This is a genomic window from Paenibacillus glufosinatiresistens (assembly GCF_031470375.1).
In the GTDB taxonomy this organism is placed as follows: Bacteria; Bacillota; Bacilli; order Paenibacillales; family Paenibacillaceae; genus Paenibacillus_AQ; species Paenibacillus_AQ glufosinatiresistens.
The window spans coordinates 1-20,025 of the sequence record NZ_JAVFHT010000031.1; the positions used below are offsets into that span (position 1 = coordinate 1).

20 protein-coding genes and 1 pseudogene are annotated in these 20,025 nt (G+C 53.1%); 19 read left to right on the forward strand and 2 right to left on the reverse strand.

Annotated elements, in window-relative coordinates; translation table 11 throughout:
- The 7 genes from RBI05_RS18770 to RBI05_RS18800 form a co-directional block, all read left to right on the forward strand.
- On the forward strand, nucleotides 1–156 hold a 156-nt coding region (locus RBI05_RS18770), incomplete at its 5' end, for an IS3 family transposase (protein ID WP_310550677.1).
- Nucleotides 146–811, forward strand: a complete 666-nt coding sequence (locus RBI05_RS18775) for a hypothetical protein (protein ID WP_310552151.1) — start codon at nucleotides 146–148, stop codon at nucleotides 809–811. The genes RBI05_RS18770 and RBI05_RS18775, both read left to right, overlap by 11 nt.
- 474 nt (nucleotides 812–1,285) lie before the next feature.
- Nucleotides 1,286–3,286: a heavy metal translocating P-type ATPase gene (locus RBI05_RS18780; protein ID WP_310552152.1), complete on the forward strand. Its 2,001-nt coding sequence runs from the start codon at nucleotides 1,286–1,288 to the stop codon at nucleotides 3,284–3,286.
- Between the two features lie 181 nt (nucleotides 3,287–3,467).
- Nucleotides 3,468–4,412, forward strand: coding sequence for a thioredoxin-disulfide reductase (gene trxB / locus RBI05_RS18785; protein ID WP_310552153.1), 945 nt, complete (start codon nucleotides 3,468–3,470; stop codon nucleotides 4,410–4,412).
- Nucleotides 4,413–4,558: 146 nt separating this feature from the next.
- Nucleotides 4,559–4,795, forward strand: a complete 237-nt coding sequence (locus tag RBI05_RS18790; RefSeq protein WP_150459292.1) for a glutaredoxin family protein — start codon at nucleotides 4,559–4,561, stop codon at nucleotides 4,793–4,795.
- Between the two features lie 168 nt (nucleotides 4,796–4,963).
- Nucleotides 4,964–6,007, forward strand: a complete 1,044-nt coding sequence (locus RBI05_RS18795) for an ROK family transcriptional regulator (protein ID WP_310552155.1) — start codon at nucleotides 4,964–4,966, stop codon at nucleotides 6,005–6,007.
- Between the two features lie 34 nt (nucleotides 6,008–6,041).
- Complete coding sequence (locus RBI05_RS18800) at nucleotides 6,042–7,367, forward strand: MFS transporter (RefSeq protein WP_310552156.1); 1,326 nt, start codon at nucleotides 6,042–6,044, stop codon at nucleotides 7,365–7,367.
- Here RBI05_RS18800 and RBI05_RS18805 read toward each other — a convergent pair.
- The gene (locus RBI05_RS18805; protein ID WP_310552157.1) at nucleotides 7,345–7,545 is read right to left on the reverse strand and encodes a hypothetical protein; all 201 of its coding nucleotides are present in this window, start codon (nucleotides 7,543–7,545) and stop codon (nucleotides 7,345–7,347) included. The genes RBI05_RS18800 and RBI05_RS18805 overlap by 23 nt on opposite strands.
- 344 nt (nucleotides 7,546–7,889) lie before the next feature.
- Here RBI05_RS18805 and RBI05_RS18810 point away from each other — a divergent pair, with 344 nt between their 5' ends.
- Complete coding sequence (locus tag RBI05_RS18810; RefSeq protein WP_310552158.1) at nucleotides 7,890–8,132, forward strand: hypothetical protein; 243 nt, start codon at nucleotides 7,890–7,892, stop codon at nucleotides 8,130–8,132.
- Nucleotides 8,129–9,229 (forward strand): glycosyltransferase family 4 protein, encoded by a 1,101-nt coding sequence (locus tag RBI05_RS18815; protein WP_310552159.1) that lies wholly within the window; start codon nucleotides 8,129–8,131, stop codon nucleotides 9,227–9,229. Before RBI05_RS18810 ends, RBI05_RS18815 begins: the two co-directional genes overlap by 4 nt.
- An 817-nt stretch (nucleotides 9,230–10,046) precedes the next feature.
- Here the strand turns inward: RBI05_RS18815 and RBI05_RS18820 are convergent.
- Nucleotides 10,047–11,015: a hypothetical protein gene (locus RBI05_RS18820; RefSeq protein ID WP_310552160.1), complete on the reverse strand. Its 969-nt coding sequence runs from the start codon at nucleotides 11,013–11,015 to the stop codon at nucleotides 10,047–10,049.
- A gap of 46 nt (nucleotides 11,016–11,061) precedes the next feature.
- Between RBI05_RS18820 and RBI05_RS18825 the strand changes: the two genes are divergently transcribed.
- From RBI05_RS18825 to RBI05_RS18870, 10 genes and pseudogenes are all read left to right on the forward strand, one after another.
- Nucleotides 11,062–12,111, forward strand: a complete 1,050-nt coding sequence (locus RBI05_RS18825; RefSeq protein ID WP_310552161.1) for a hypothetical protein — start codon at nucleotides 11,062–11,064, stop codon at nucleotides 12,109–12,111.
- A gap of 5 nt (nucleotides 12,112–12,116) precedes the next feature.
- Nucleotides 12,117–12,446, forward strand: coding sequence for a hypothetical protein (locus tag RBI05_RS18830; protein WP_310552162.1), 330 nt, complete (start codon nucleotides 12,117–12,119; stop codon nucleotides 12,444–12,446).
- 329 nt (nucleotides 12,447–12,775) lie between these two features.
- Nucleotides 12,776–13,504, forward strand: a complete 729-nt coding sequence (locus RBI05_RS18835) for a hypothetical protein (protein WP_310552163.1) — start codon at nucleotides 12,776–12,778, stop codon at nucleotides 13,502–13,504.
- Between the two features lie 4 nt (nucleotides 13,505–13,508).
- A complete protein-coding gene (locus tag RBI05_RS18840) occupies nucleotides 13,509–13,838 on the forward strand; it encodes a hypothetical protein (RefSeq protein ID WP_310552164.1) in 330 nt (109 codons plus the stop codon).
- Between the two features lie 685 nt (nucleotides 13,839–14,523).
- Nucleotides 14,524–15,300 (forward strand): recombinase family protein, encoded by a 777-nt coding sequence (locus tag RBI05_RS18845; protein ID WP_310552165.1) that lies wholly within the window; start codon nucleotides 14,524–14,526, stop codon nucleotides 15,298–15,300.
- Nucleotides 15,301–15,423: 123 nt separating this feature from the next.
- Nucleotides 15,424–16,662, forward strand: a pseudogene (locus RBI05_RS18850) (IS110 family RNA-guided transposase).
- Between the two features lie 150 nt (nucleotides 16,663–16,812).
- Entirely contained in the window at nucleotides 16,813–17,349 is a 537-nt protein-coding gene (locus RBI05_RS18855; protein WP_310552166.1) for an SMI1/KNR4 family protein, read from the forward strand.
- Nucleotides 17,350–17,538: 189 nt separating this feature from the next.
- On the forward strand, nucleotides 17,539–18,210 hold the full coding sequence (locus tag RBI05_RS18860; protein WP_310552167.1) for a hypothetical protein: 672 nt from the start codon (nucleotides 17,539–17,541) through the stop codon (nucleotides 18,208–18,210).
- A gap of 78 nt (nucleotides 18,211–18,288) precedes the next feature.
- Nucleotides 18,289–18,567 (forward strand): hypothetical protein, encoded by a 279-nt coding sequence (locus RBI05_RS18865; RefSeq protein WP_310552168.1) that lies wholly within the window; start codon nucleotides 18,289–18,291, stop codon nucleotides 18,565–18,567.
- Nucleotides 18,568–19,273: 706 nt separating this feature from the next.
- Nucleotides 19,274–19,753, forward strand: a complete 480-nt coding sequence (locus tag RBI05_RS18870) for a hypothetical protein (protein ID WP_310552169.1) — start codon at nucleotides 19,274–19,276, stop codon at nucleotides 19,751–19,753.
- Nucleotides 19,754–20,025 lie beyond the last annotated feature (272 nt).

Consider the following 20,025-nt stretch of genomic DNA (forward strand, 5'->3'; position numbering starts at 1 on the left):
CTCAAAACGGAAGGACTCTATCCTTATGATATCCGAAAAATGGCTGAGGCACAAAGAAGAATCGAGAAATACATACGGTTTTACAACCGAAGACGACCACAGCGTAAATTAAACAAACTGACGCCAGTAGAGTACCGACGCCAGCTTGGAGCCTAGGTGTTTTTTTCAATGTCCACTAAATGGGGTCTTGACCAACTGGCTGGCGGTGGCCCTTCCTTCGCCGCCAGAGCTTGAAGGGGCATGCGGGGGGCGTCTTGGCGAATTGCAGGACGCGGTTTTGGAAGCGCTCTTTCTGGTGCTGACGGACTGGCAGCGCGCCGGCGGCGACTGCCGCCTGGATCTGCTGGCGGCGTACCCCGCCAGCCCTGCCGAATTCGCTGCTGCGCGCGAATTCATCGAGACGGTGGCCGAACAGACGCTCGGCCACCGGTTCGCGGCGTCCTGCCGGATCGGGGCGCTGATCGCCCCCGATCTGGCGGCGCCCGCCGCCGCGGAAATCGGGCGCACCGCCGATTTCCTGGTGCTGGACGGCGCGGCGGACGAAGCCGCGCCGGAGGAAGCGGCCGCGCGATTTGCCTGCGCGGCGGAGGACATCGCGGCCGCCGTGCGCCGGGTGAAGCCGGCGGCGGCGCTGCTGGCCGCCGGTCCTCCCGCGGCTGCCGCGCTGGCCGATCTCTACCGGATCGGCCTCGGGGGAATCTTCTGCGCGCCGGCCCAGCGGACGGAGGCGCTGCTCCGGGCGGCGTGCCTGACCTGGATCGACCGCCAGGAGCGCTGCGGCGGATTGGAGGAGAGCGGCCGGATCGGCTGAAGACCGCGAAGTGCGCGGCAGGGAAGCCGCTCTTTAGGCTTAGCCCGGCAAGGAAATGAAGGACAACGCCGTGCGTATTTGCGCAGCGGCGTTTTTTGTCGAATTCGCCGATTTCGGGCATTTGCCCGGTTTACAGTTTGAGCGAAAGGGTATACTATAATTATAAAGTTGTGCGAAGGAAAACTTTTTGGACAATGTAAACAATGATTCTCATTCTCAATAACATGCTGTCCCGGCGAAGCCGGGGCAGCATGTGTCATTTTAAGGGCTTTAAGAATGGCTCTCATTCTCAATGAGGCAGTCCGAAAGCCCTGTTCCGAAAAACAGCCGATGCTTCCGAAGCGAGTTTTTCTGCAAAGCTAACTCAGGAAGTTTATCTTCCGAAAAACAGCCCATGCTTCCGAAGCGAGTTTTTCTGCAAAGTCCAATCGATGAAGTATAGTTCCGAAAAACTTTTAAAATGAGGTGTTCACGATGCAAGCAACGACCAAATCACTGCCGCAGGCGTACCGGGAAGGCGCGCAGAAGCCGCGCGCTCCGAAAGGGCGGCGCTTCGACTTCCGGGCGATGATCCGAAACGGGGAGATGCAGGCGGCGCTGGGCAGCGGGCTGCTGATGCTCGCGGCCTGGGCGGCGGCCAGCTGGTCTCAGCCGCTCTCCATTGCGCTGTATGTGGCGGCCTATGCCATCGGCGGCTGGATCAAGGCGAGGGAGGGCGTGCAGACGCTCGTCCGCGAGCGCGATCTTGACGTCAATCTGCTGATGATTGCCGCCGCGCTCGGCGCGGCTTCCATCGGCTACTGGAACGAAGGGGCGATGCTGATCTTTATTTTTGCCCTGAGCGGCGCGCTGGAGAGCTATACAATGGAGCGCAGCACGAAGGACATCTCGGCCCTGCTGGCGCTCAAGCCGGCGACGGCGGTGGTCATGCAGAACGGCGTCATGAGCGAGGTGGCGCTCGATGATCTGCGGATCGGCGATCTCGTCATGGTTCGGCCCGGCGAGCTGATTCCGGCGGACGGGGTTGTGGTGCGCGGGCAATCGGCGGTCGATCAGGCCTCCATTACCGGCGAATCGGTTCCGGTGGACAAAACGGTCGGCAGCGAAGTGTACACCGGCACGGTCAACGGCGAAGGCCCGCTCTATGTCGAAGTCACGCAGTCGCCGGAGAACAGCCTGTTCGCCCGGATTGTGAAGCTGGTGGAAGAGGCGGAGACGGAAGTTCCCGAATCGCAGCGGTTCATCAAAAAGTTCGAGGCAGTCTACGCCCGCCTTGTCGTCGGATCAACGGCGCTGCTGATCGCCTTGCCGCCGCTCGTACTGGACTGGAGCTGGAGCAGCACGTTCTACAAGGCGATGGTGTTCCTAGTGGTTGCTTCGCCGTGCGCGCTGGTCTCGTCGATTATGCCGGCGATGCTGTCCGCCATCTCCAAGAGCGCCCGCCGCGGGATTCTCTTCAAAGGCGGCGTTCATCTGGAGAACCTGGCGCAGACTGCCGTCGTAGCTTTTGATAAGACCGGCACCTTGACGGAAGGCATGCCGGGGGTCACCGACTTTACAGCCGCAGAAGGAGTCGATCCAGACGAGCTGCTGGCGGCCTGCGCTTCGGTCGAGCATCTGTCCCGGCATCCGCTGGCGGAAGCGGTGGTACGGTATGCGAGCGAGCGGGGCATTGAGCCGGGTGCGGCGGAAGAGAGCCGTTCGCTGACCGGCTGGGGCATCGAGGGCCGCTTCCGGGGAAGAACTTGGCGGGTCGGCAAAAGCAATGTGCTGGACGAGGAAGCCGGAAGGGAGGAGACGGCGGCCATTGCCCGCCGGGCCCTTGAGGCCAACACCGCCGAAGAGCTGGCGGGCTGGAGAGAGCTTCGGACCCGCTGGGAAGACGAAGGCAAGACGGTCTGCGCCGTACTCGCGGAGGACCGGGTGGCGGGACTGTTCGCCCTTCAGGACCGCATCCGGCCGCAGGCGGCCGAAGCGGTTCAGAAGCTGCGCCGAATGGGCGTTCAGGTGGCCATGCTGACCGGCGACCGGGCGCGGACGGCGGAGATGATTGCCGGAACGACCGGAGTCGATTACTGCTATGCGGACCTGCTGCCGGAAGACAAGGTGGCCCGCATCTCCGAGCTGCGCCGGCGGCACGGGCATGTCGTCATGGTCGGCGACGGAGTCAACGATGCGCCGGCGCTTGCGGCCGCCACGGTCGGCGTCGGAATGGGGATGAAAGGAAGCGGGGCGGCGCTGGAAGTGGCGGACGTCGTGCTGATGAACGACAGCATCGAGGAGATTGCAGCGACAATCGGGCTGGCCCGGCGCACGCGGCGAATCGTCAAGCAGAACATGGGATTCGCGGTGGCGGTGATCCTGTCGCTCATCGCCAGCAACTTTGCGCTCGGGATCGCTCTTCCGTTCGGTGTGATCGGCCATGAAGGCAGCACGATTTTGGTCATCCTGAATGGCCTGCGTCTGCTGCGCTAGAACGTGAATGAACCGCTGTCCGTTTGATACGGGCGGCGGTTTTTATGCGCAAATTAGATTGTGAACAACTCACTGTATAACAATCCTATTGACAGATGAATCAATTGTTTTCATAATGAAACATACATTGGAATGATTATAAATAAGACGGCCGATACCGCATCCTGAGGAGGACACCCCCATGTATAAAGCTATCATTGTAGGAACCGGACCCGCGGGATTGACCGCCGCCATTTATCTGGCCCGCGCCAACCTGAATCCGCTCGTTCTGGAGGGACCGCAGCCTGGCGGGCAATTAACCACGACGACGGAAGTCGAGAATTTCCCGGGCTTCCCTGAAGGGATTATGGGACCCGAGCTGATGGACCGCATGCGCAGCCAGGCGGAGCGCTTCGGCGCGGAATTCCGCAGCGGCTGGGTCAACAGCGTCGAACTCGGGGAGCGTCCGTTCAAGCTGAATGTGGAGGGTCTCGGTGAACTGACAACCGATACGCTGATTATTTCGACCGGTGCCACCGCCAAGTATCTCGGCATTCCCGGAGAGCAGGAGAACATCGGACGGGGCGTCAGCACCTGCGCCACCTGCGACGGCTTCTTCTTCCGGAACAAAGAGATTCTTGTGGTCGGCGGGGGGGATTCCGCACTGGAGGAAGCCAGCTTCCTGACCCGTTTTGCATCCCGGGTAACGCTGGTTCACCGCCGGGGCGAACTGCGGGCCTCCAAGATCATGCAGGATCGGGCCCGGGCCAATGCCAAAATCGACTGGGCGCTCAATATGACTCCGCTTGAGGTGCTGTCCGGCGAAGCCGGCGTAACCGGCCTGCGCGTGCGCAGCAACGATTCGGGCGAAGAGCGGATTCTTCCGGCCAGCGGCGTGTTCGTGGCGATCGGGCATCAGCCGAACACGGCTTTCCTCGGCGGTCAGGTCACCCTGGACGCCGGCGGCTACATTGCAACCATTCCGGGAACTTCCGAGACGAATATTCCGGGTGTATTTGCCTGCGGCGACGTACAGGATACGCGCTACCGGCAGGCGGTTACGGCAGCAGGAAGCGGCTGCACGGCGGCGCTGGATGCGGAGAAGTACATCGAGAGCCTGGAACACAGCGCGGTCCTGCAAGCCTGACTTGCCGGCAAGAGGCGGCAGGCATGGCTTCCCGCCCCCAATTCGATCCGGACTTTTGCCCGGACGCTTAAGTCGGGTTATAATGGAAGGGCAGTCTGATGCCGGAAATGGCCCAAGGATGATTGCGATTGGGAGGGAAGGGTGCCATGGATCGCGTTATTGTCTACACCTCAACGAATTGCCCGCACTGCCGCCGGATCAAGAGCTTCCTGGACGACAAGGGCGTCGCTTACGAGGAACGCAATATCGAACAGAACGACGACTTCGCCCAGCAGGTCTGGGATATGGGAATGCGGGCCGTACCGGTCACGCTGATCGGCGATACCCGGATCGTCGGAATGAACAAGACTCAATTTAATAAAGCGCTGGCCGCTCGCCGCTAATCGGATGAGCAGCTTCTGAACGGTACCCCCGGATGTCTTCCGGGGGTTTTTTGGCATGTTCCCGGCGCCCGGACCAAGGTAACGGTTGAACCCTGGGCCAAGGTATGCTAAGATCGCCGTGGCGACTTTTTAAAGGTATTTAATAAGTGATGCGAGGAGGCAAGTCTTATGCCTGAGCCTACACCTCCCACCGATCCCAAGGCGGTCCGGGCTCATATTCTGCGCGGCATTCGCCGGGAGCTGCTGCATAGCGGCAGCTCGACCCGGGCGGAGCTCAGCCGCAAGCTGGGGCTGAGCTTCCCGACGGTCGGCAAGTTCCTGGCCCGTATGGAACGGGAGGGGGAGATCCAGCCGGCGGGCCGGGATGAGTCGGGCGGGGGAAGACCGGCGGTCCGTTATGCGTATGATCCGGAATACGCGCTCTGTCTGAGCCTGTTCCTGGAACGCAGGGAGACCGTCTATGCCGTCTTTGACGGGCAGGGAGTACAGAAAGAGGCCGGCCGCTTTCCTTCTGTGCTGGAAGCGGGCGAGGAAGGACTCTATCGGATTATAGAGCCGCTTCTGGCCCGCTTCCCGCGCGTCCGCGGGATTGCCGTCGGCGTCCCCGGTTCGGTCGATCAGGGCCGGCTGATCTTTATTCCGGGCTATGACCGGTTCGCCGGTCTGGATCTGCGCGCCCGCTGCGAAGAGCGGTTCGGCATTGCCACGGTGATCGAGAATGATATGAACGCCGCGGTTCTGGGCTATGCGCACCGGGAGAACGTGCCGGAGCCGGAGTCGCTGGTCTATGTGTACCGGGGGAGCAACGGGCCCGGCGCCGGGATTCTGATCGGCGGCCAGGTGGTGCGCGGCCGGAGTTTTTTTGCCGGAGAAATCGCATTCGTGCCGCTTGGCGGAGACCTGAACTTCGGCCAGGCGCTGGAGGAAGCCCAGGAAGACGCAGCGCTGTCGGGAGCCGGCCGGGCGGGGCGCGAGGAAGAAGGGGCTGAAGCCCTCAGCCGGCTCGTCGCGGCGCTGACCGCGATTCTGAACCCGAGCCGGATTATTTTTCACGGGGAAGAGGCAAGTCCGGGTCTGTTGGAACGTATTGCTGAAGCAAGCGCCCGCTGGGTTCCGGTCGGGCATTTGCCCGGGCTGGTGAGGAGCGATTGGGAGAACGATTATTTGACCGGGTTGTACCGTCTGGGTCTGGAGCTGCTGCTGGAAGCCTAGAGTGCGGGAGTTATTCAGGGGAGGGAATGCAGGAATGGCTTTGTTTTTTCTGATTATGATTTATTTGGCGTTCATCAGTCTGGGGCTACCGGATTCGCTTCTTGGCGCAGCTTGGCCGGTGATGCGCGGAGAGTTCGGCGCTTCGCTGGACGGAGCGGGCTGGCTCTACATGACGATTGCGGCGGGCACCATTGTATCCAGCCTGGCGAGCGGCTATGTCGTCAAGCGGCTGGGAACGGGCAGGGTGACGCTGCTGAGCTGTCTGATGACCGCAGCGGCTCTGCTCGGCTTCGCGCTCACGCCTTCGATCGGCTGGCTGTATCTGTTCGCCATTCCGCTCGGTCTGGGCGCAGGTTCAGTCGATGCGGCGCTGAACCACTATGTGGCCGCCCATTACAAAGCCCATCACATGAGCTGGCTGCACTGCTTCTGGGGCGTGGGCGCCACCATCGGCCCGATTATCATGTCGGCTTTTATCTCAAGGGACGGCGCATGGAGACACGGGTATTTCACGATCTCGGGGATGCAGTTCGCGCTGGTGGTTCTGCTGGCGGTGTCGCTGCCGCTGTGGGGACGAATGGATCGGAAGCATGCGCAGGAGAAAGCCCGCACCGAGCGTGTGAACGAAGGATCGGGTGCAGAGGCGGAGGACAGGGAGAATGAGCCGTTGTCCGGAGCCGCGGCGGGTGCGGCGGAAGCCGATGCTCTGCCCGCTGCGGAGATGACGCGTGAGGCGTCCGCTCCGGTTCGTCCGCTTCGGATTCGGGGCGTGAAGTTCGCCCTGCTGTCATTTCTGCTGTACTGCGGGATAGAGGCGACGCTTGGACTCTGGGGAAGCAGCTACCTCGCCGGAATCAAAGGACTCTCCGCCGACGATGCCGCACGCTGGGTATCGCTGTACTACGGAGGCATTACGCTGGGCCGTTTTCTTGCCGGATTCCTTACCTTCCGCGCCGGAAATCTGGCGATGATCCGTGCCGGGCAGATTGTGGCGGCCGCCGGAGCGCTGCTGTTGTGTCTGCCGCTGCCCGTCGGATTCACGACAGCCGGGTTCCTGATCGTGGGACTGGGCCTCGCGCCAATCTTCCCGTGCATGCTGCATGAGACGCCGGTGCGCTTCGGCCAGAATGCGGCCCAGACCCTTATGGGCTATCAGATGGCGACGGCCTATATGGGAAGCACGCTGATGCCGCCGCTGCTCGGGTGGGGCGCTTCGCTCTTCAGTCTTCATATCCTGCCGTTCTATCTGCTGCTGCTGGCGGGGATGATGCTGCTTCTCTCCGAGAGGCTCAACGCGTTGACCGCGAAGCGGACCGCCGGAAGAGGGAGCGGAAGCTTCATTGAAACATCAGGGAAGTGATGCCGAGGAATAGCATGCCGACCAGCACGCTGCTTCCGATAAGCGCAAGGGCGGAACGGCGCCGGGACTGAACCAGACGGAGAATGCCGAGACTGACCAGCGGAACCAGGACCAGAAGGAACAGCAATACAGTAATGAACAGCGGGGACGTAACATTGGACGTGTCCAGAAGGGTCATACAGGCTTCTCTCCGTTTCTTAAGAGGATGGGGGAGTGACATAAGTCACACCGCTAAGTTTAATTATAGCGAATCCTTCTAAGCATTTCTTCCGGGATGGCTGCAAAAATATGGCGATTTGGCGGCGGTGCCGCCCTGCACCAATGAAGGACTCGGGGCCGCTGCGGCGGGCCCGGGTTTTTTTTAGGCAGGATGTAAATAAGCTAAACAATTGTCATTAAATCCCGATAATAGAGCAAGGCGGATTTATGAAAACGCTTAAATTTTTGGACAACAAAGCAAGCGTTTGCACAGCGAGGCCGCCTTCTAAACGGCAAAAGAGGCTCATATCGGGGGGACTGCAAATGGAAGAGGATTGGATTGAAATTCCGGAGACGGTAAGGATGAACGGAGAGACGCTGGTATTTACGGGCCCCATTCGGCTTTCGCCCCGGTTCAAAGGCTATGCGGTGCTGGATTGGCGGCGTAAATTCGACGACCCGGATCTGGAGAAACTGCCGGCGATCTGGCTTGCCGCCGAGACGCCGGAACAGGAGTATCTGATCCGCAAGTATGAGGTCGTACTGGGGACGGTGGCGGATCTATGATGGCCTTCCGATACGCGGAGCATTACCGGGCTGTCCATCTGACGAATGAGATCGGCGGCTATATCATAGGCGGCATCGCTTCTTACATGAACGAGATGTACGCGGGCCACGAGGCCGACACCGGATTTATACATATTTACGATCCTCAGGCTCTGCCGGATTTGAGGGCGGAGCTGTACCCGGGAGACCGGGATATTGCAGCGGTCAGACAGGATGAGCTGCATCGGGTGGGAGAGCTTTCTTTTGACATGGCGGTGCTGCATTTCTACGGGCTGTCGGAGGTGCTGGACCCCACCATTCTGCGGGGAAGAAGGCTGATCTATGTTGTGCATTCCGTCCCGACGGTTGAACCGTTCAACGCGGCAGCTCCGTTCGGCGAGAACATGGAGGTGAAGTTCCGGTTCGAACAGTGTTGTTCGTATGCCAGCGCAATCGTGTGCATCAGTGAAGCCGAACGGATCAAGCTTGCTGCACTGTATCCGGGATGGGCGGCCAAAATTGCGGCTATCCCCAACGGGATGAAGTTCCGTCAACCGGATGTGTGTCTTCCGCCGTTCCGCAGTGAACGCCGGATATTCGGATTCCTGGGACGGATGGATTATCGCAAAGGGCTGCTCGAGTGCGTCAAAGCTTTCCGGCGTGTCGATGGGGAATTGCGCATTGCTTCCGGCCGGGAAGATCCGCAGCATTTGAGCGAAATCCTCCTGTACCGGGAAACGGCTGAACTGACCGGGAAAGTCCGCTTTCTGGGCTGGTGCCAGGGAGAGCGGAAGCAGAGCTTCCTGAATTCTCTGGACGCTCTCATTATTCCTTCGCTGTATGAACCGTTTGGCTATGTCGTGCTGGAAGCCATGGATGCCGGAATTCCGGTTATTTGCAGCTGCCGGGGCGGAATAGCCGAGATCATCGGAGATTACCGGTTCCAGTTCGATCCCTATGTAGAGGGTTCGATGGAGAACGCCATTCGAGACTTTCAGGAGGCGGACAAAGAGACTTGGGTGCGGGAATTATCCGGTCTGCAGCAGCGCAAATCGCTGTTCAGCGCGAGCCGGATGCACGATGCTTATCGCGCCCTCTTCAGCGGCCTGGCGGATTAAGAGGTAAGGTTCGCCGGAGAGGGGGTGATGCGGTTCATTCCGGTATAATCCCGGAATCGGGGGCATTCAACCCCGGCACATACACCAGGTTCCGGCAGGGGGCAGGCGCCGCGCAGGTCAAACGGATTTGAACTCTGCGGCATATCGCCTGCAAGCGTATCTCCATTACATGAAGAAGGGAAGCTTCAAGGATGGCCCAAATTATCGGAACTACTGCGGTGGCAACCAGCACCTCCAAGCCAGCCGCAGCCTCTGCACCCAAAAGCACAACCTCCTCCGGTTCCGGCAGCTCGGCCCGGACGCCGGCGGCGACAACGCCTTCGCCGGCCAAGTCCAGCACCCCGGCCAAAACACAGCCGGCGGCAGCTGCTTCTACGGCCAAAGTCGGGTCGAACGGAGTCCCGCTGTCTTACCAGAATTCAAGTCCGGCAGCGAGCCCGTCCAAGACGAGCAGCAGCAGCGGAAGCGCGCCGCTGAATACCAAAGTCGGATCGAACGGAGTCCCGCTGTCTTACCAGAATTCAAGTCCGGCAGCGAGCCCGTCCAAGACGAGCAGCAGCAGCGGAAGCGCGCCGCTGAATACCAAAGTCGGATCGAACGGAGTCCCGCTGTCTTACCAGAATTCAAGTCCGGCAGCGAGCCCGTCCAAGACGAGCAGCAGCAGCGGAAGCGCGCCGCTGAATACCAAAGTCGGATCGAACGGAGTCCCGCTGTCTTACCAGAATTCAAGTCCGGCAGCGAGCCCGTCCAAGACGAGCAGCAGCAGCGGAAGCGCGCCGCTGAATACCAAAGTCGGATCGAACGGAGTCCCGCTGTCTTACCAGAATTCAAGTCCGGCAGCAAGCCCAGCCAAGTCGGGCGGCGTGAGCAGCGGCAGCGTTCCATTGAACACGCCGGTGGGTTCGAACGGAGTCCCCCTGGTATACGTGAATGCAAGTTCCGGCAGCAGCGCTTCCAGGTCGGGCAGCGTGAGCAGCGGCAGTGTTCCGTTGAATACGCCATTGGGTTCGAACGGAGTCCCCTTGGTATACGTGAATGCAAGTTCCGGCAGCAGCGCGCCCAGGTCGGGCAGCGTGAGCAGCGGGAGCGTTCCGTTGAATACGCCATTGGGTTCGAACGGAGTCCCCCTGGTATACGTGAATGCAAGTTCCGGCAGCAGCGCGCCCAGGTCGGGAAGCGTGAGCAGCGGCAGTGTTCCGTTGAATACGCCGATGGGCTCGAACGGAGTTCCGCTGACGTACCTCAATTCAAGTTCCGGCAGCAGCGTGCCCAGGTCGGGCAGTGTCAGCAGCGGCAGTGTTCCATTGAATACGCCGATGGGCTCGAACGGAGTTCCGCTGACGTACCTCAATTCAAGTTCCGGCAGCAGCGTGCCCAGGTCGGGCAGTGTCAGCAGCGGCAGTGTTCCATTGAATACGCCGATGGGCTCGAACGGAGTTCCGCTGACGTACCTCAATTCAAGTTCCGGCAGCAGCGTGCCCAGGTCGGGCAGTGTCAGCAGCGGCAGTGTTCCATTGAATACGCCGATGGGCTCGAACGGAGTTCCGCTGACGTATCTCAATTCAAGTTCCGGCAGCAGCGCGCCCAGGTCGGGCAGCGTGAGCAGCGGCAGCGTTCCCTTGAATACGCCGATGGGCTCGAACGGAGTTCCGCTGACATACCTCAATGCAAGTTCCGGCAGCAGCGTGCCGAAGTCGGGCAGCAGTAGCAGCGGCAGCGTTCCCTTGAATACACCATTGGGCTCGAACGGAGTTCCGCTGGTATATACCAATTCGGCCAGTACCACTGTTAAGCCGTCCGCGGCTTCTGTTCCAAAAGTCAACGAGGCCAGTATGCAAAGTTTATTGCAGCAATTTGGCCGGGATACGGGATATACTTTATTCCCGGGAGAAGTGAGCGAGACTTTCAATCGGGAATCACTTAAATTCAAGCAATACGCTTTACAACAAGGTTATGACCCCGTAACCTTCGATTATATCCCGCCACAGGAACGATCGGCTGCTCATCAGAAATACGACGGTGCCTATTTTGGCAATCTGCAGATGGAGGTGGATGCCTACCAACAGCAGATCCCGCTCGGCCCGCAATTGGCTACCACCTTCGGGGAAGGCGTTATGGACGGTGCCTGGCATGAGGCCGGACAAGCTGCCCAGTTTGCCTATTTAGCAGCAACAGATTTACCAAAGGCAGTGGGGCAGGTGAAGGATCAGGCGGGACAAATCCTGTATGCGTCCACCCATTTGACGGAAACGGCGACGAATGCCTATCAGATGACACAGCAAGCCTATACGGCCTTGAAGCAGATGAGCCCGGAAGAACGGGCGAGAGTCCTTGGGGAAAAGGCCGGAGAATTAGCTGTGGACGCGCTACTCACAAAGGGAGCAGGCGCTCTTGGAAAAGAGGCGCTGAATGCCACGCTGGAGACGGCCGGGACCTTAGCCCAAAAGGCTGGAGAGCTTTTGCCTAAACCGGGCGCTGTACTGACCACGCCTGAAGGCATCCGAATCCCGGTGAGCGAAGCGGAGGCTGATTGGGTTCGGAAGATAGAGGGGGGAGTTGAGGGGACGGGTGATGTTCTAGTTAAAGACACTGGTAGTATTTCCAAGAACACCTCTAATTTAAGGACTTGGGCAGAAAATAATGGTTGGGTAAGGCAAGATACTGCTGGTGGTGTCGAGCAATGGGGAGTAAAGAACGCCGATGGAACGTTTAGTTGGAGGCTGAAGCTGAAACCCGAAGCTAGTACAAGGGAAGGACTAGGTGCAGGGAGCAATCAACCTCGTTTTGATGCTAGACTAGATGATAAGGGAACATACATCAATCCGTTTACAGGGGAAACGGGCGGTAGGAGTGTTGGAACTCATATTCCATTAGGAGAGTGAAGTCTATGAAGAGGGAAAGGTTATTGGAAATATTAACAGACCCAACAGCATCAGATGCAGAAAAAGATGACGCAGTTATTGAATTGGGAGAGAACTTCCAAGATGCTGAGACTGTGGACATATTAATAAAAATTTCAAATGAAAGTAACTGTGATGAGATGATTAAGGCAAGTTGTGGAGAGTCGATAGGTCAAATTTGGCTTTCTACACAGCAGATAAGTTATGCTAAGTTAGCTCATCTAAAAGGTATTACTTTGACAGAGGTGCTTTGCTTAATCAAAGCCCAACGCCCTGATTGGTATGAAACATATTTGGAGATGTTTCCTCAATCATAGAGGTATAATAATTAGCCCTGAAGATTTTTTCTTCAGGGTATCTTTTTTTGTGGGGGCTACCCAGTGCCGAATGAACCCATCATTCAACCAATAACACATGTAACCCTTGTACTTTGTACTACCCATATGAAGATTTAGTCATTTCTGTTGTAGGCACATCAATACGTGAACTTTATACCTTAAATAACGCCTAACCGTTACATTGAGCAGGTCTATTATAGTCAGATACGACCATGATTGACCTGTTTTTTGTTATCCTTTATTTGCGGACTGAATAGTGGGGCAAGCGATCAGGCAGAACAAAGGAAACCGCGACGAATGCAGATCAGGTGACACAGCAAGCCTATACGGCCTTGAAGCAGATGAGCCCGGAAGAACGGGCGAGGGTCCTTGGGGAAAAGGCCGGAGAATTAGCTGTGGACGCGCTACTCACAAAGGGAGCAGGCGCCCTTGGAAAAGAGGCGCTGAATGCCACGCTGGAGACGGCCGGGACCTTAGCCCAAAAGGCCGGAAAGCTTTTGCCTAAACCGGGCGCTGTACTGACCACGCCTGAAGGCATCCGAATCCCGGTGAGCGAAGCGGAGGCTGATTGGGTTCGGAAGATAGAGGGGGGAGTTGAGGGGACGGGTAATGTTTCAGGGGTTAAGAGTGCAAAAGAGGTTGAGATTGTTAACCAAAGGGGAGAATCTCTTGGCGAGTTTGATGAAATTGACTTGAACAAAGGGGTCTTCTATGAAGATAAGTCTGCTCAAGGTCTTAATAAAGTTAATCCTAAAACAGGATTACCTGCACAAACACCTCAAGAATTTGCAGACAAACAGATACTTACGAAAACACGCAATCGAATTTCTGCTCTAGAGAACGCCACATCGACAAGAACAACTTCGAATGGGTCGCAGGAGATACCGGCACTTGAAGAAATAAAAGGCATTAAAGAGTTTGTTTTTAGACTAGACGGTGATACACCTGAATTGCGGCAAGCTGTTAACAACAGTATTAATAAACTAAAAGAAGAGTTTCCAGACTACAAATTTAGTGCTACTTTTGGAGGTGAATAAGTGAATGTCAATCAGTGCTGTAATACATGAACCACAAAATGATTTTGAACAGAGTTTCTTTGTTCCAGTCGCTACGGAATCGTTTTTTAAAGAATGTTGGCAACCTGCCATTGAAGCACTAGGGTTACAATGGACAGACCTCTTTTCATCAGGTGTTGACGTAGAGGAGGAAGATGTACCGTTAATTATTGAGGAACTAATTCAAATAAAAGATTGGGCGGTAAAAAACTTAACTGAGGAACAAAAAGATAAAATGTTCGAAAGGATAACTGGGCTTCAGAATAAACTGCCGACTGCATTTCAGCGTAAAGATGCTGTTGTTTTTATCGGGTAAACAGGTTGTTGTTCATGTTACAGTTTGGTGGGGGCTACCCAGTGCCGAATAAACCCATCATTCAACCAATAACACATATAACCCATATAATACCCGTATAAAGATTTCTCCATTTCGGTTGTACGTACATCGAGCTTGAATTATATACCCTAAATAACGCTATTCCGTTACATCGAACAGGTCGATTATGGTCAGATACCACCATGATTGACCTGTTTTTTGTTATCTTCGTTTTCTTGCGGTTTTTCCAAATTAAACACAACTTTGCGAATACATACCCCGATGGATATAGTGTCGAGAGCATCGCAACTATTTCATAGGATACTCCGACAACTATATTGTCAGGACTTAACTGAACATTTATCAACGGGAAGGTCATGTGTTAAAGGCTAGCCACCTGCCCTCTAATTAAGCCCGAAATTCATCAAAAAATTCGGGAGGGGGCGGCACATGAAAGGGGTCACTGTATCCATCGACCGTATTGTCATTGACTTTACAGACGTGTATTGGGACTTCTTCAACGAGTTCCATAAACGAATCTGTCATTTCTATGGGGTCAAGATGACGGTAGGGGCAAGAGGTTTTCAATACCGAATCAGAATCAACACAGGAGAGCATTTCCTGCATATCTCCTATAAGTTGGTATACGCTCCGAAAAGATTTCTGTAACGGTGGGGGAATCAGGATGAATGTCATCGGTTATATCAGAGTATCAACGAGTGGACAAGCCAAGGATGGCTACAGTTTAGCATACCAACAAGATGAAATCCGCTCCTACTGTCAGGAGCAAGGATGGAATCTGATGAACATATACAGCGATGAAGGTATTAGTGGGGCGAAAGTCGATGAAGAAGCCCTTGAAGTGGACAGAATTGGCTTTCAGAGCATGTTAGCCGCCCGGTCTACCCAAACCATTGATGCAGTTATCGTCCTCAATACAAGCCGTTTATGGCGGTCTGACATTGTGAAAGTGTTGGTGCATCGGGAGTTCAAAAAGCATGGGGTGGACGTTCGGAGCATCGAACAGCCTACCTACAGCATCTACAAGAAAGACCCGAACGATTTCCTGATTAATGGCTTGATGGAACTACTTGACCAGTATCAACGACTCGAAATCGCCCTCAAGTTAGGCAGAGGGCGGTATAAGAAAGCGGAGCAGGGCGGCTATACCGGAGGGAGAGCCACCTTTGGCTACATGGCAAAGAAAGGTCAGAAATACATCCAAGTGGATGAGAATCAAGCTATAACCGTCCGCAGAGTATTTCAGCTAAAGGAAGAACATCCGGCATGGTCATTGAACCAAATTGCCGAAGCCATGAATGAAGAAGGCTTTACTATTGGGCAAGGCAGACTATTTACGAAAGTGCAAATCAAACGAATCTTGGACAAACGTGACTTTTATAGCGGCACATACCGCTATGGAAATATAGAAGCTGATGGCTTGCATGAAGCCATCCTGTGACAAGTATGGAGTGGAGAGGCTTGCGTCCCGTTGCGAACCGAAAGGTTAACGCTTGAACTGAGGTTGCCCCCATTCTTTACCCATCACGCCGACTACAATCCGTACACAGGGGTGATTTCTTTTATGCACTACAAAATGCGTCATGTTTACGTTGGTTTAGACCTGCATAAAGCCCACCATACAGCGGTCATCATCGACTGTTGGAATGAACAACTTGGCGAAATTCAAATTGAAAATAAGCCATCGGCATTTGACGAGTTGATGAAGTTCGTCAAGAAGCATACGTCAAAAGGAATGACCCCTGTCTATGGATTAGAGGATACGGGCGGCAACGGCAGAGCGTTAGCCGTTCACCTTGTCGAAAAGAAACAAATCGTCAAGGAAGTCAACTCTGCTCTGTCTTACAGGGAGCGAATGAGTAATGCGACCACCCAAAAAAGCGATACTTGGGATGCGTTTTGCATCGCAAAGGTATTGCTTTCAAGTTTAGATAAACTGCCGGATGCAAATCCGCAGGATATGTACTGGACACTTGGACAACTGGTGGCTAGGCGAAATGCCCTTGTTAAACATGCCGCTACGCTAAAGAATCAACTTCATCAGCAATTAAGCTATCATTATCCGTCCTACAAGAAGTTCTTCTGTGATATTGACGGGAAAGCCGCTCTAGCCTTTTGGGAGAAGTACCCTGCTCCGTATCACTTGGAATCGGTGGGGGCGGAGGAACTAGCAACATATCTCCGTAAAGCTAGTCATAACACCTGTTCTACTCGTAAAGCAGAGGAAATCTTAGAACTGGTGAAGAAGGACAGGGAGACGAAGCGGAACTACCAAGCATTAAGAGACTTTCTTGTTGTAAATATGGTACAGGATATGAAGAGGAGCAGAGAACTGATTAAAGAGACGGAAGCACAGCTACGTCAGGTACTGTCTGAGACAGACTACAAGCTAGATTTGATGGATGGAATCAGCACCGTTACAGCGGCAGAACTGATTGCCGAAATCGGAGATATCCGCCGTTTTACCAATGCTGATAAGCTAGCCCGATTTACCGGAATCGCTCCTGTATGTCACAGTTCAGGTGGCAAAGGTAAGGACAAGGCAAGCAAACAAGGGAATTGGGTACTGAATAGCATCTTTCATAACCTTGCTGTTCAGCAAATCCAAGTGGCTAAAGGCGACAACAAGAAGCAACAGAATCCCAAGTTATAAAATTATTACCAACGCAAGCTAGCAGAGGGAAAGACCAAGAAGCAAGCCCTTATATGCGTCATGAGGAGGCTCGTAAACATCATCTACAGCATGATGAAGCACAAGACCGAGTATCGGGCGGCAACTCTAACAGAGCGTCAAGCAAGCTGATATAATGGTGGTAATTGGAAAGCCAGTTGCCACCTTCTTTATTCCCAAGTTTAAGATTACAACTTAGGGGACGGGTAACTCTATCGAAAAGATAAGAGTTGTTGAAGGTAAAAAAGAGTATAATGTAAATGGTACCTTAATGAGGAGGTAATGGGATTAAAAGTTGCACTTCATAGCGATAATGCAGACTTAAAAGCATTTTTTGACCAAATAAATAAATATAGTGATGGTGTGCATTCACTGAATAATGGAGTGGATATTGATCATATTTTACAAACAGAAAGAGAATTAAATGTTGGCCTACCGCAAATTTATAAAGAGTTTTTGCAAGTATGTAACGGTGGGGAGTTATTTATACCAGGAACTGTTTTGGCGGGAATATACTATCCAGAATTGGGAGAAAAGCAAAGAGGTGCCTCATATCTCAATGAGTCATTAAGAGAAAATCGCCGTAGACCAGGTATGACAAATATTTTGCTTATTATTGCGGATCTTAACTATGGTGATTCAATTTGCTTTGATTTATCAACAAACAACGGATATGATGCAAGAGTTGTTCAATGGGACAGAGAGAGCCAATCAATTTCTCGGTCTTGGGAAGAGTTTAAGGATTGGATTATGGATGTGATAGAGGAAGGTTCGATGTTAGTCAATTATGATGGAAGTAATAAAGACTTAGAATTTTAATATTCAAAACCTTGATCAAGTGCTCGTCACTCAGTCAAGGTTTTCTTTTTCCCTATAATCCTATTCCCTAAACAATATAACGCGATAACGCACTAAAATCAAAACTCGTGCGCTAAATGGCATGAGGCCGGACAAGCTGCCCAGTTTGCCTAATTAGCAGCAACAGATTTACCAAAGGCAGTGGGGCAGGTGAAAGATCAGGCGGGACAAATCCTGTATGCGTCCACCCATTTGAAGGAAACCGCGACGAATGCCTATCAGATGACACAGCAAGCCTATACGGCCTTGAAGCAGATGAGCCCGGAAGAACGGGCGAGAGTCCTTGGGGAAAAGGCCGGAGAATTAGCTGTGGACGCGCTACTCACAAAGGGAGCAGGCGCTCTTGGAAAAGAGGCGCTGAATGCCACGCTGGAGACGGCCGGGACATTAGCCCAAAAGGCCGGAGAGCTTTTGCCTAAACCGGGCGCTGTACTGACTACGCCTGAAGGCATCCGAATCCCGGTGAGCGAAGCGGAGGCTGATTGGGTTCGGAAGATAGAGGGGGGAGCTGAGGAGACGGGTGATGTTGTTAAGTTCTCACCGAATAACTTACCAAAAGACCCACAGGAACTAATCAATAATGGGTGGAAAGATGTTACACCTACGGGGATGGCAAAGAACACAACTTCTAGGGAATTTATTGACCCTGAGACTGGAATGAAGGTAAGGTTTGACCCCGGAAAACCGGGAGCGAATGGTTTTGAAGGTAAAGATCATTACCATGTTACTAATCCAAATGGTACTACAAAAGCAGACTATTACCTTGATGCAAATGGTAATCCTGTTGCTAAAGGCTCAAAAGCGTCTCATATCGTTCCATAGGAGGAGATTTTTATTAAACCAATTGAGTTGCTAGCGACTTTTGACTTGCACGATAGCGTTGTAGAGAATGTTGAATATTTGCTTAATCAACATAAGGTTCAAATTAAACTCGACTTGTGTCAGTGGAAGCAAGCAAATTATGATGAATCTGAACCCGAGATGCAGGAAGGAGTATTGACTTTCTCTAATGTAAGCTCATTTCAGATTGAACCGCCCTCGTTTTTGATAACCAGTAATGAAATTCTTGAAGTGAAAGTCCAAGATGAAAATATGAGTATAGAAATCATTCTGACGGGTACTGATGATGTGGGGAAGGTAAGCATTGTAGCTCAGGATATTTTTTGGGAAGGATGCTGATTAAAGGTGGGGACTACCCAGTGCCGAATGCCCCCATCGCATATTCAACTACAATCTTAACCCTTATCATACCCGTATGAAGATTTCGTCATTTCTGTTGTACGCACATCAATGCGTGAATTTTATACCTTAAATAACGCCTAACCGTTACATTGAACAGGTTGATTATGGTTAGATACCACCATGATTGACCTGTTTTTTGTTATCTTCGTTTTCTTACAGGTTTTTGAAAAAAATCGCAACTTTGCGAACAGATACCCCGATGGATATAGTGTCGAGAGCATCGCAACAAATTCATAGGATACCCCGACAACTATATTGTCAGGACTTAACTGAACATCTTTTAACGGGAAGGTCATATGTTAAAGGCTAGCCACCTGTCCTCTAATTAATCCAAAAAGTAATTAAGCGAAAATCAACGAATTACTGATAGCAATAAGTAATAAATTAAGCTAATTTCATTTATGTTGGACGGCGGGGTGTTTCGTACTAAAGGGTTCAAGGTGGCGAAATGCCAAATGCTAGCCAAGTTAGAATACAGCTTGATGTAAATACAAATGTGATACCGAACAAAGAAGCGATCCTTCGTAATCAAGGGGAGCAGCACCATATGAATTTCCTGCCCCTTGGATTCAGTGGCTTGAAGAGGATGATAAAATAAAAAAATAGAATTATCGAGGTACTTGAATGCTGAGGAGGAGGCAAAGTGCTTAAGAAGCCGAAGTATGCTGAGACTGTAATAGTTCTTGTTAAAAATAAGAACCATTTCAGATGGTTTGTTGCAGATAGGGAGATATGGTTTTTAGATTTGAAGAAACTAAATTCTTCATATCTTGAGAAAGGATATAACATTCCTAATCCTGATGATTTCTCCGACAGATTTAATATTGCCGTAGTAAGCGAGGAAACGGCGGAAGACTTCCTCCTACAGCTTAGTGACTTCGAGGCAAGAACAGAAGAATTAAGGGAGATGTTAGAACAGAGAACGTATAGTCATATTTCAGATATGTTACCTTCCCTATACGTGGATTTTGATAATAAGGAGTTGACATCCTACTATCCCGAGCCTGCGTCTTATGAATTTTATGTGCCGGATGGATGGCTGGGAAAGTACGGGCAATTTATAGAGGTCATTCCTGAGGTCTATCGTTATTGGATAATACAAGGAACAAATCAATTTTTGTAAGGAGAGTAATATGAATAATTCAGATCGCACATAAATGATTGAATTTTTCATCTAAATAACGTATTCGGTTACACCGAACAGGTCGTTCAAGGTCAGATCCCCCCATGCTTGACCTGTTTTTTGTTATTCTTTGTTTGCGGACTGAAAAGTGGGGCAGGCGATCAGGCAGAACAAAGGAAACCGCGACGAATGCAGATCAGATGACACAGCAAGCCTATACGGCCTTGAAGCAGATGAGCCCGGAAGAACGGGCGAGAGTCCTTGGGGAAAAG

What these genes read in the sequence shown, in the direction of transcription:
- RBI05_RS18800 (WP_310552156.1), top strand. Translation starts at nt 6,042, where the DNA reads ATGGCTTTGTTTTTTCTGATTATGATTTATTTGGCGTTCATCAGTCTG.
- RBI05_RS18810 (WP_310552158.1), top strand. Translation starts at nt 7,890, where the DNA reads ATGGAAGAGGATTGGATTGAAATTCCGGAGACGGTAAGGATGAACGGA.
- RBI05_RS18790 (WP_150459292.1), top strand. Translation starts at nt 4,559, where the DNA reads ATGGATCGCGTTATTGTCTACACCTCAACGAATTGCCCGCACTGCCGC.
- RBI05_RS18855 (WP_310552166.1), top strand. Translation starts at nt 16,813, where the DNA reads ATGGGATTAAAAGTTGCACTTCATAGCGATAATGCAGACTTAAAAGCA.
- RBI05_RS18815 (WP_310552159.1), top strand. Translation starts at nt 8,129, where the DNA reads ATGATGGCCTTCCGATACGCGGAGCATTACCGGGCTGTCCATCTGACG.
- RBI05_RS18825 (WP_310552161.1), top strand. Translation starts at nt 11,062, where the DNA reads ATGCAAAGTTTATTGCAGCAATTTGGCCGGGATACGGGATATACTTTA.
- RBI05_RS18805 (WP_310552157.1), bottom strand. Translation starts at nt 7,545, where the DNA reads ATGACCCTTCTGGACACGTCCAATGTTACGTCCCCGCTGTTCATTACT.
- RBI05_RS18780 (WP_310552152.1), top strand. Translation starts at nt 1,286, where the DNA reads ATGCAAGCAACGACCAAATCACTGCCGCAGGCGTACCGGGAAGGCGCG.
- RBI05_RS18845 (WP_310552165.1), top strand. Translation starts at nt 14,524, where the DNA reads ATGAATGTCATCGGTTATATCAGAGTATCAACGAGTGGACAAGCCAAG.
- trxB (WP_310552153.1), top strand. Translation starts at nt 3,468, where the DNA reads ATGTATAAAGCTATCATTGTAGGAACCGGACCCGCGGGATTGACCGCC.
- RBI05_RS18795 (WP_310552155.1), top strand. Translation starts at nt 4,964, where the DNA reads ATGCCTGAGCCTACACCTCCCACCGATCCCAAGGCGGTCCGGGCTCAT.
- RBI05_RS18830 (WP_310552162.1), top strand. Translation starts at nt 12,117, where the DNA reads ATGAAGAGGGAAAGGTTATTGGAAATATTAACAGACCCAACAGCATCA.
- RBI05_RS18840 (WP_310552164.1), top strand. Translation starts at nt 13,509, where the DNA reads ATGTCAATCAGTGCTGTAATACATGAACCACAAAATGATTTTGAACAG.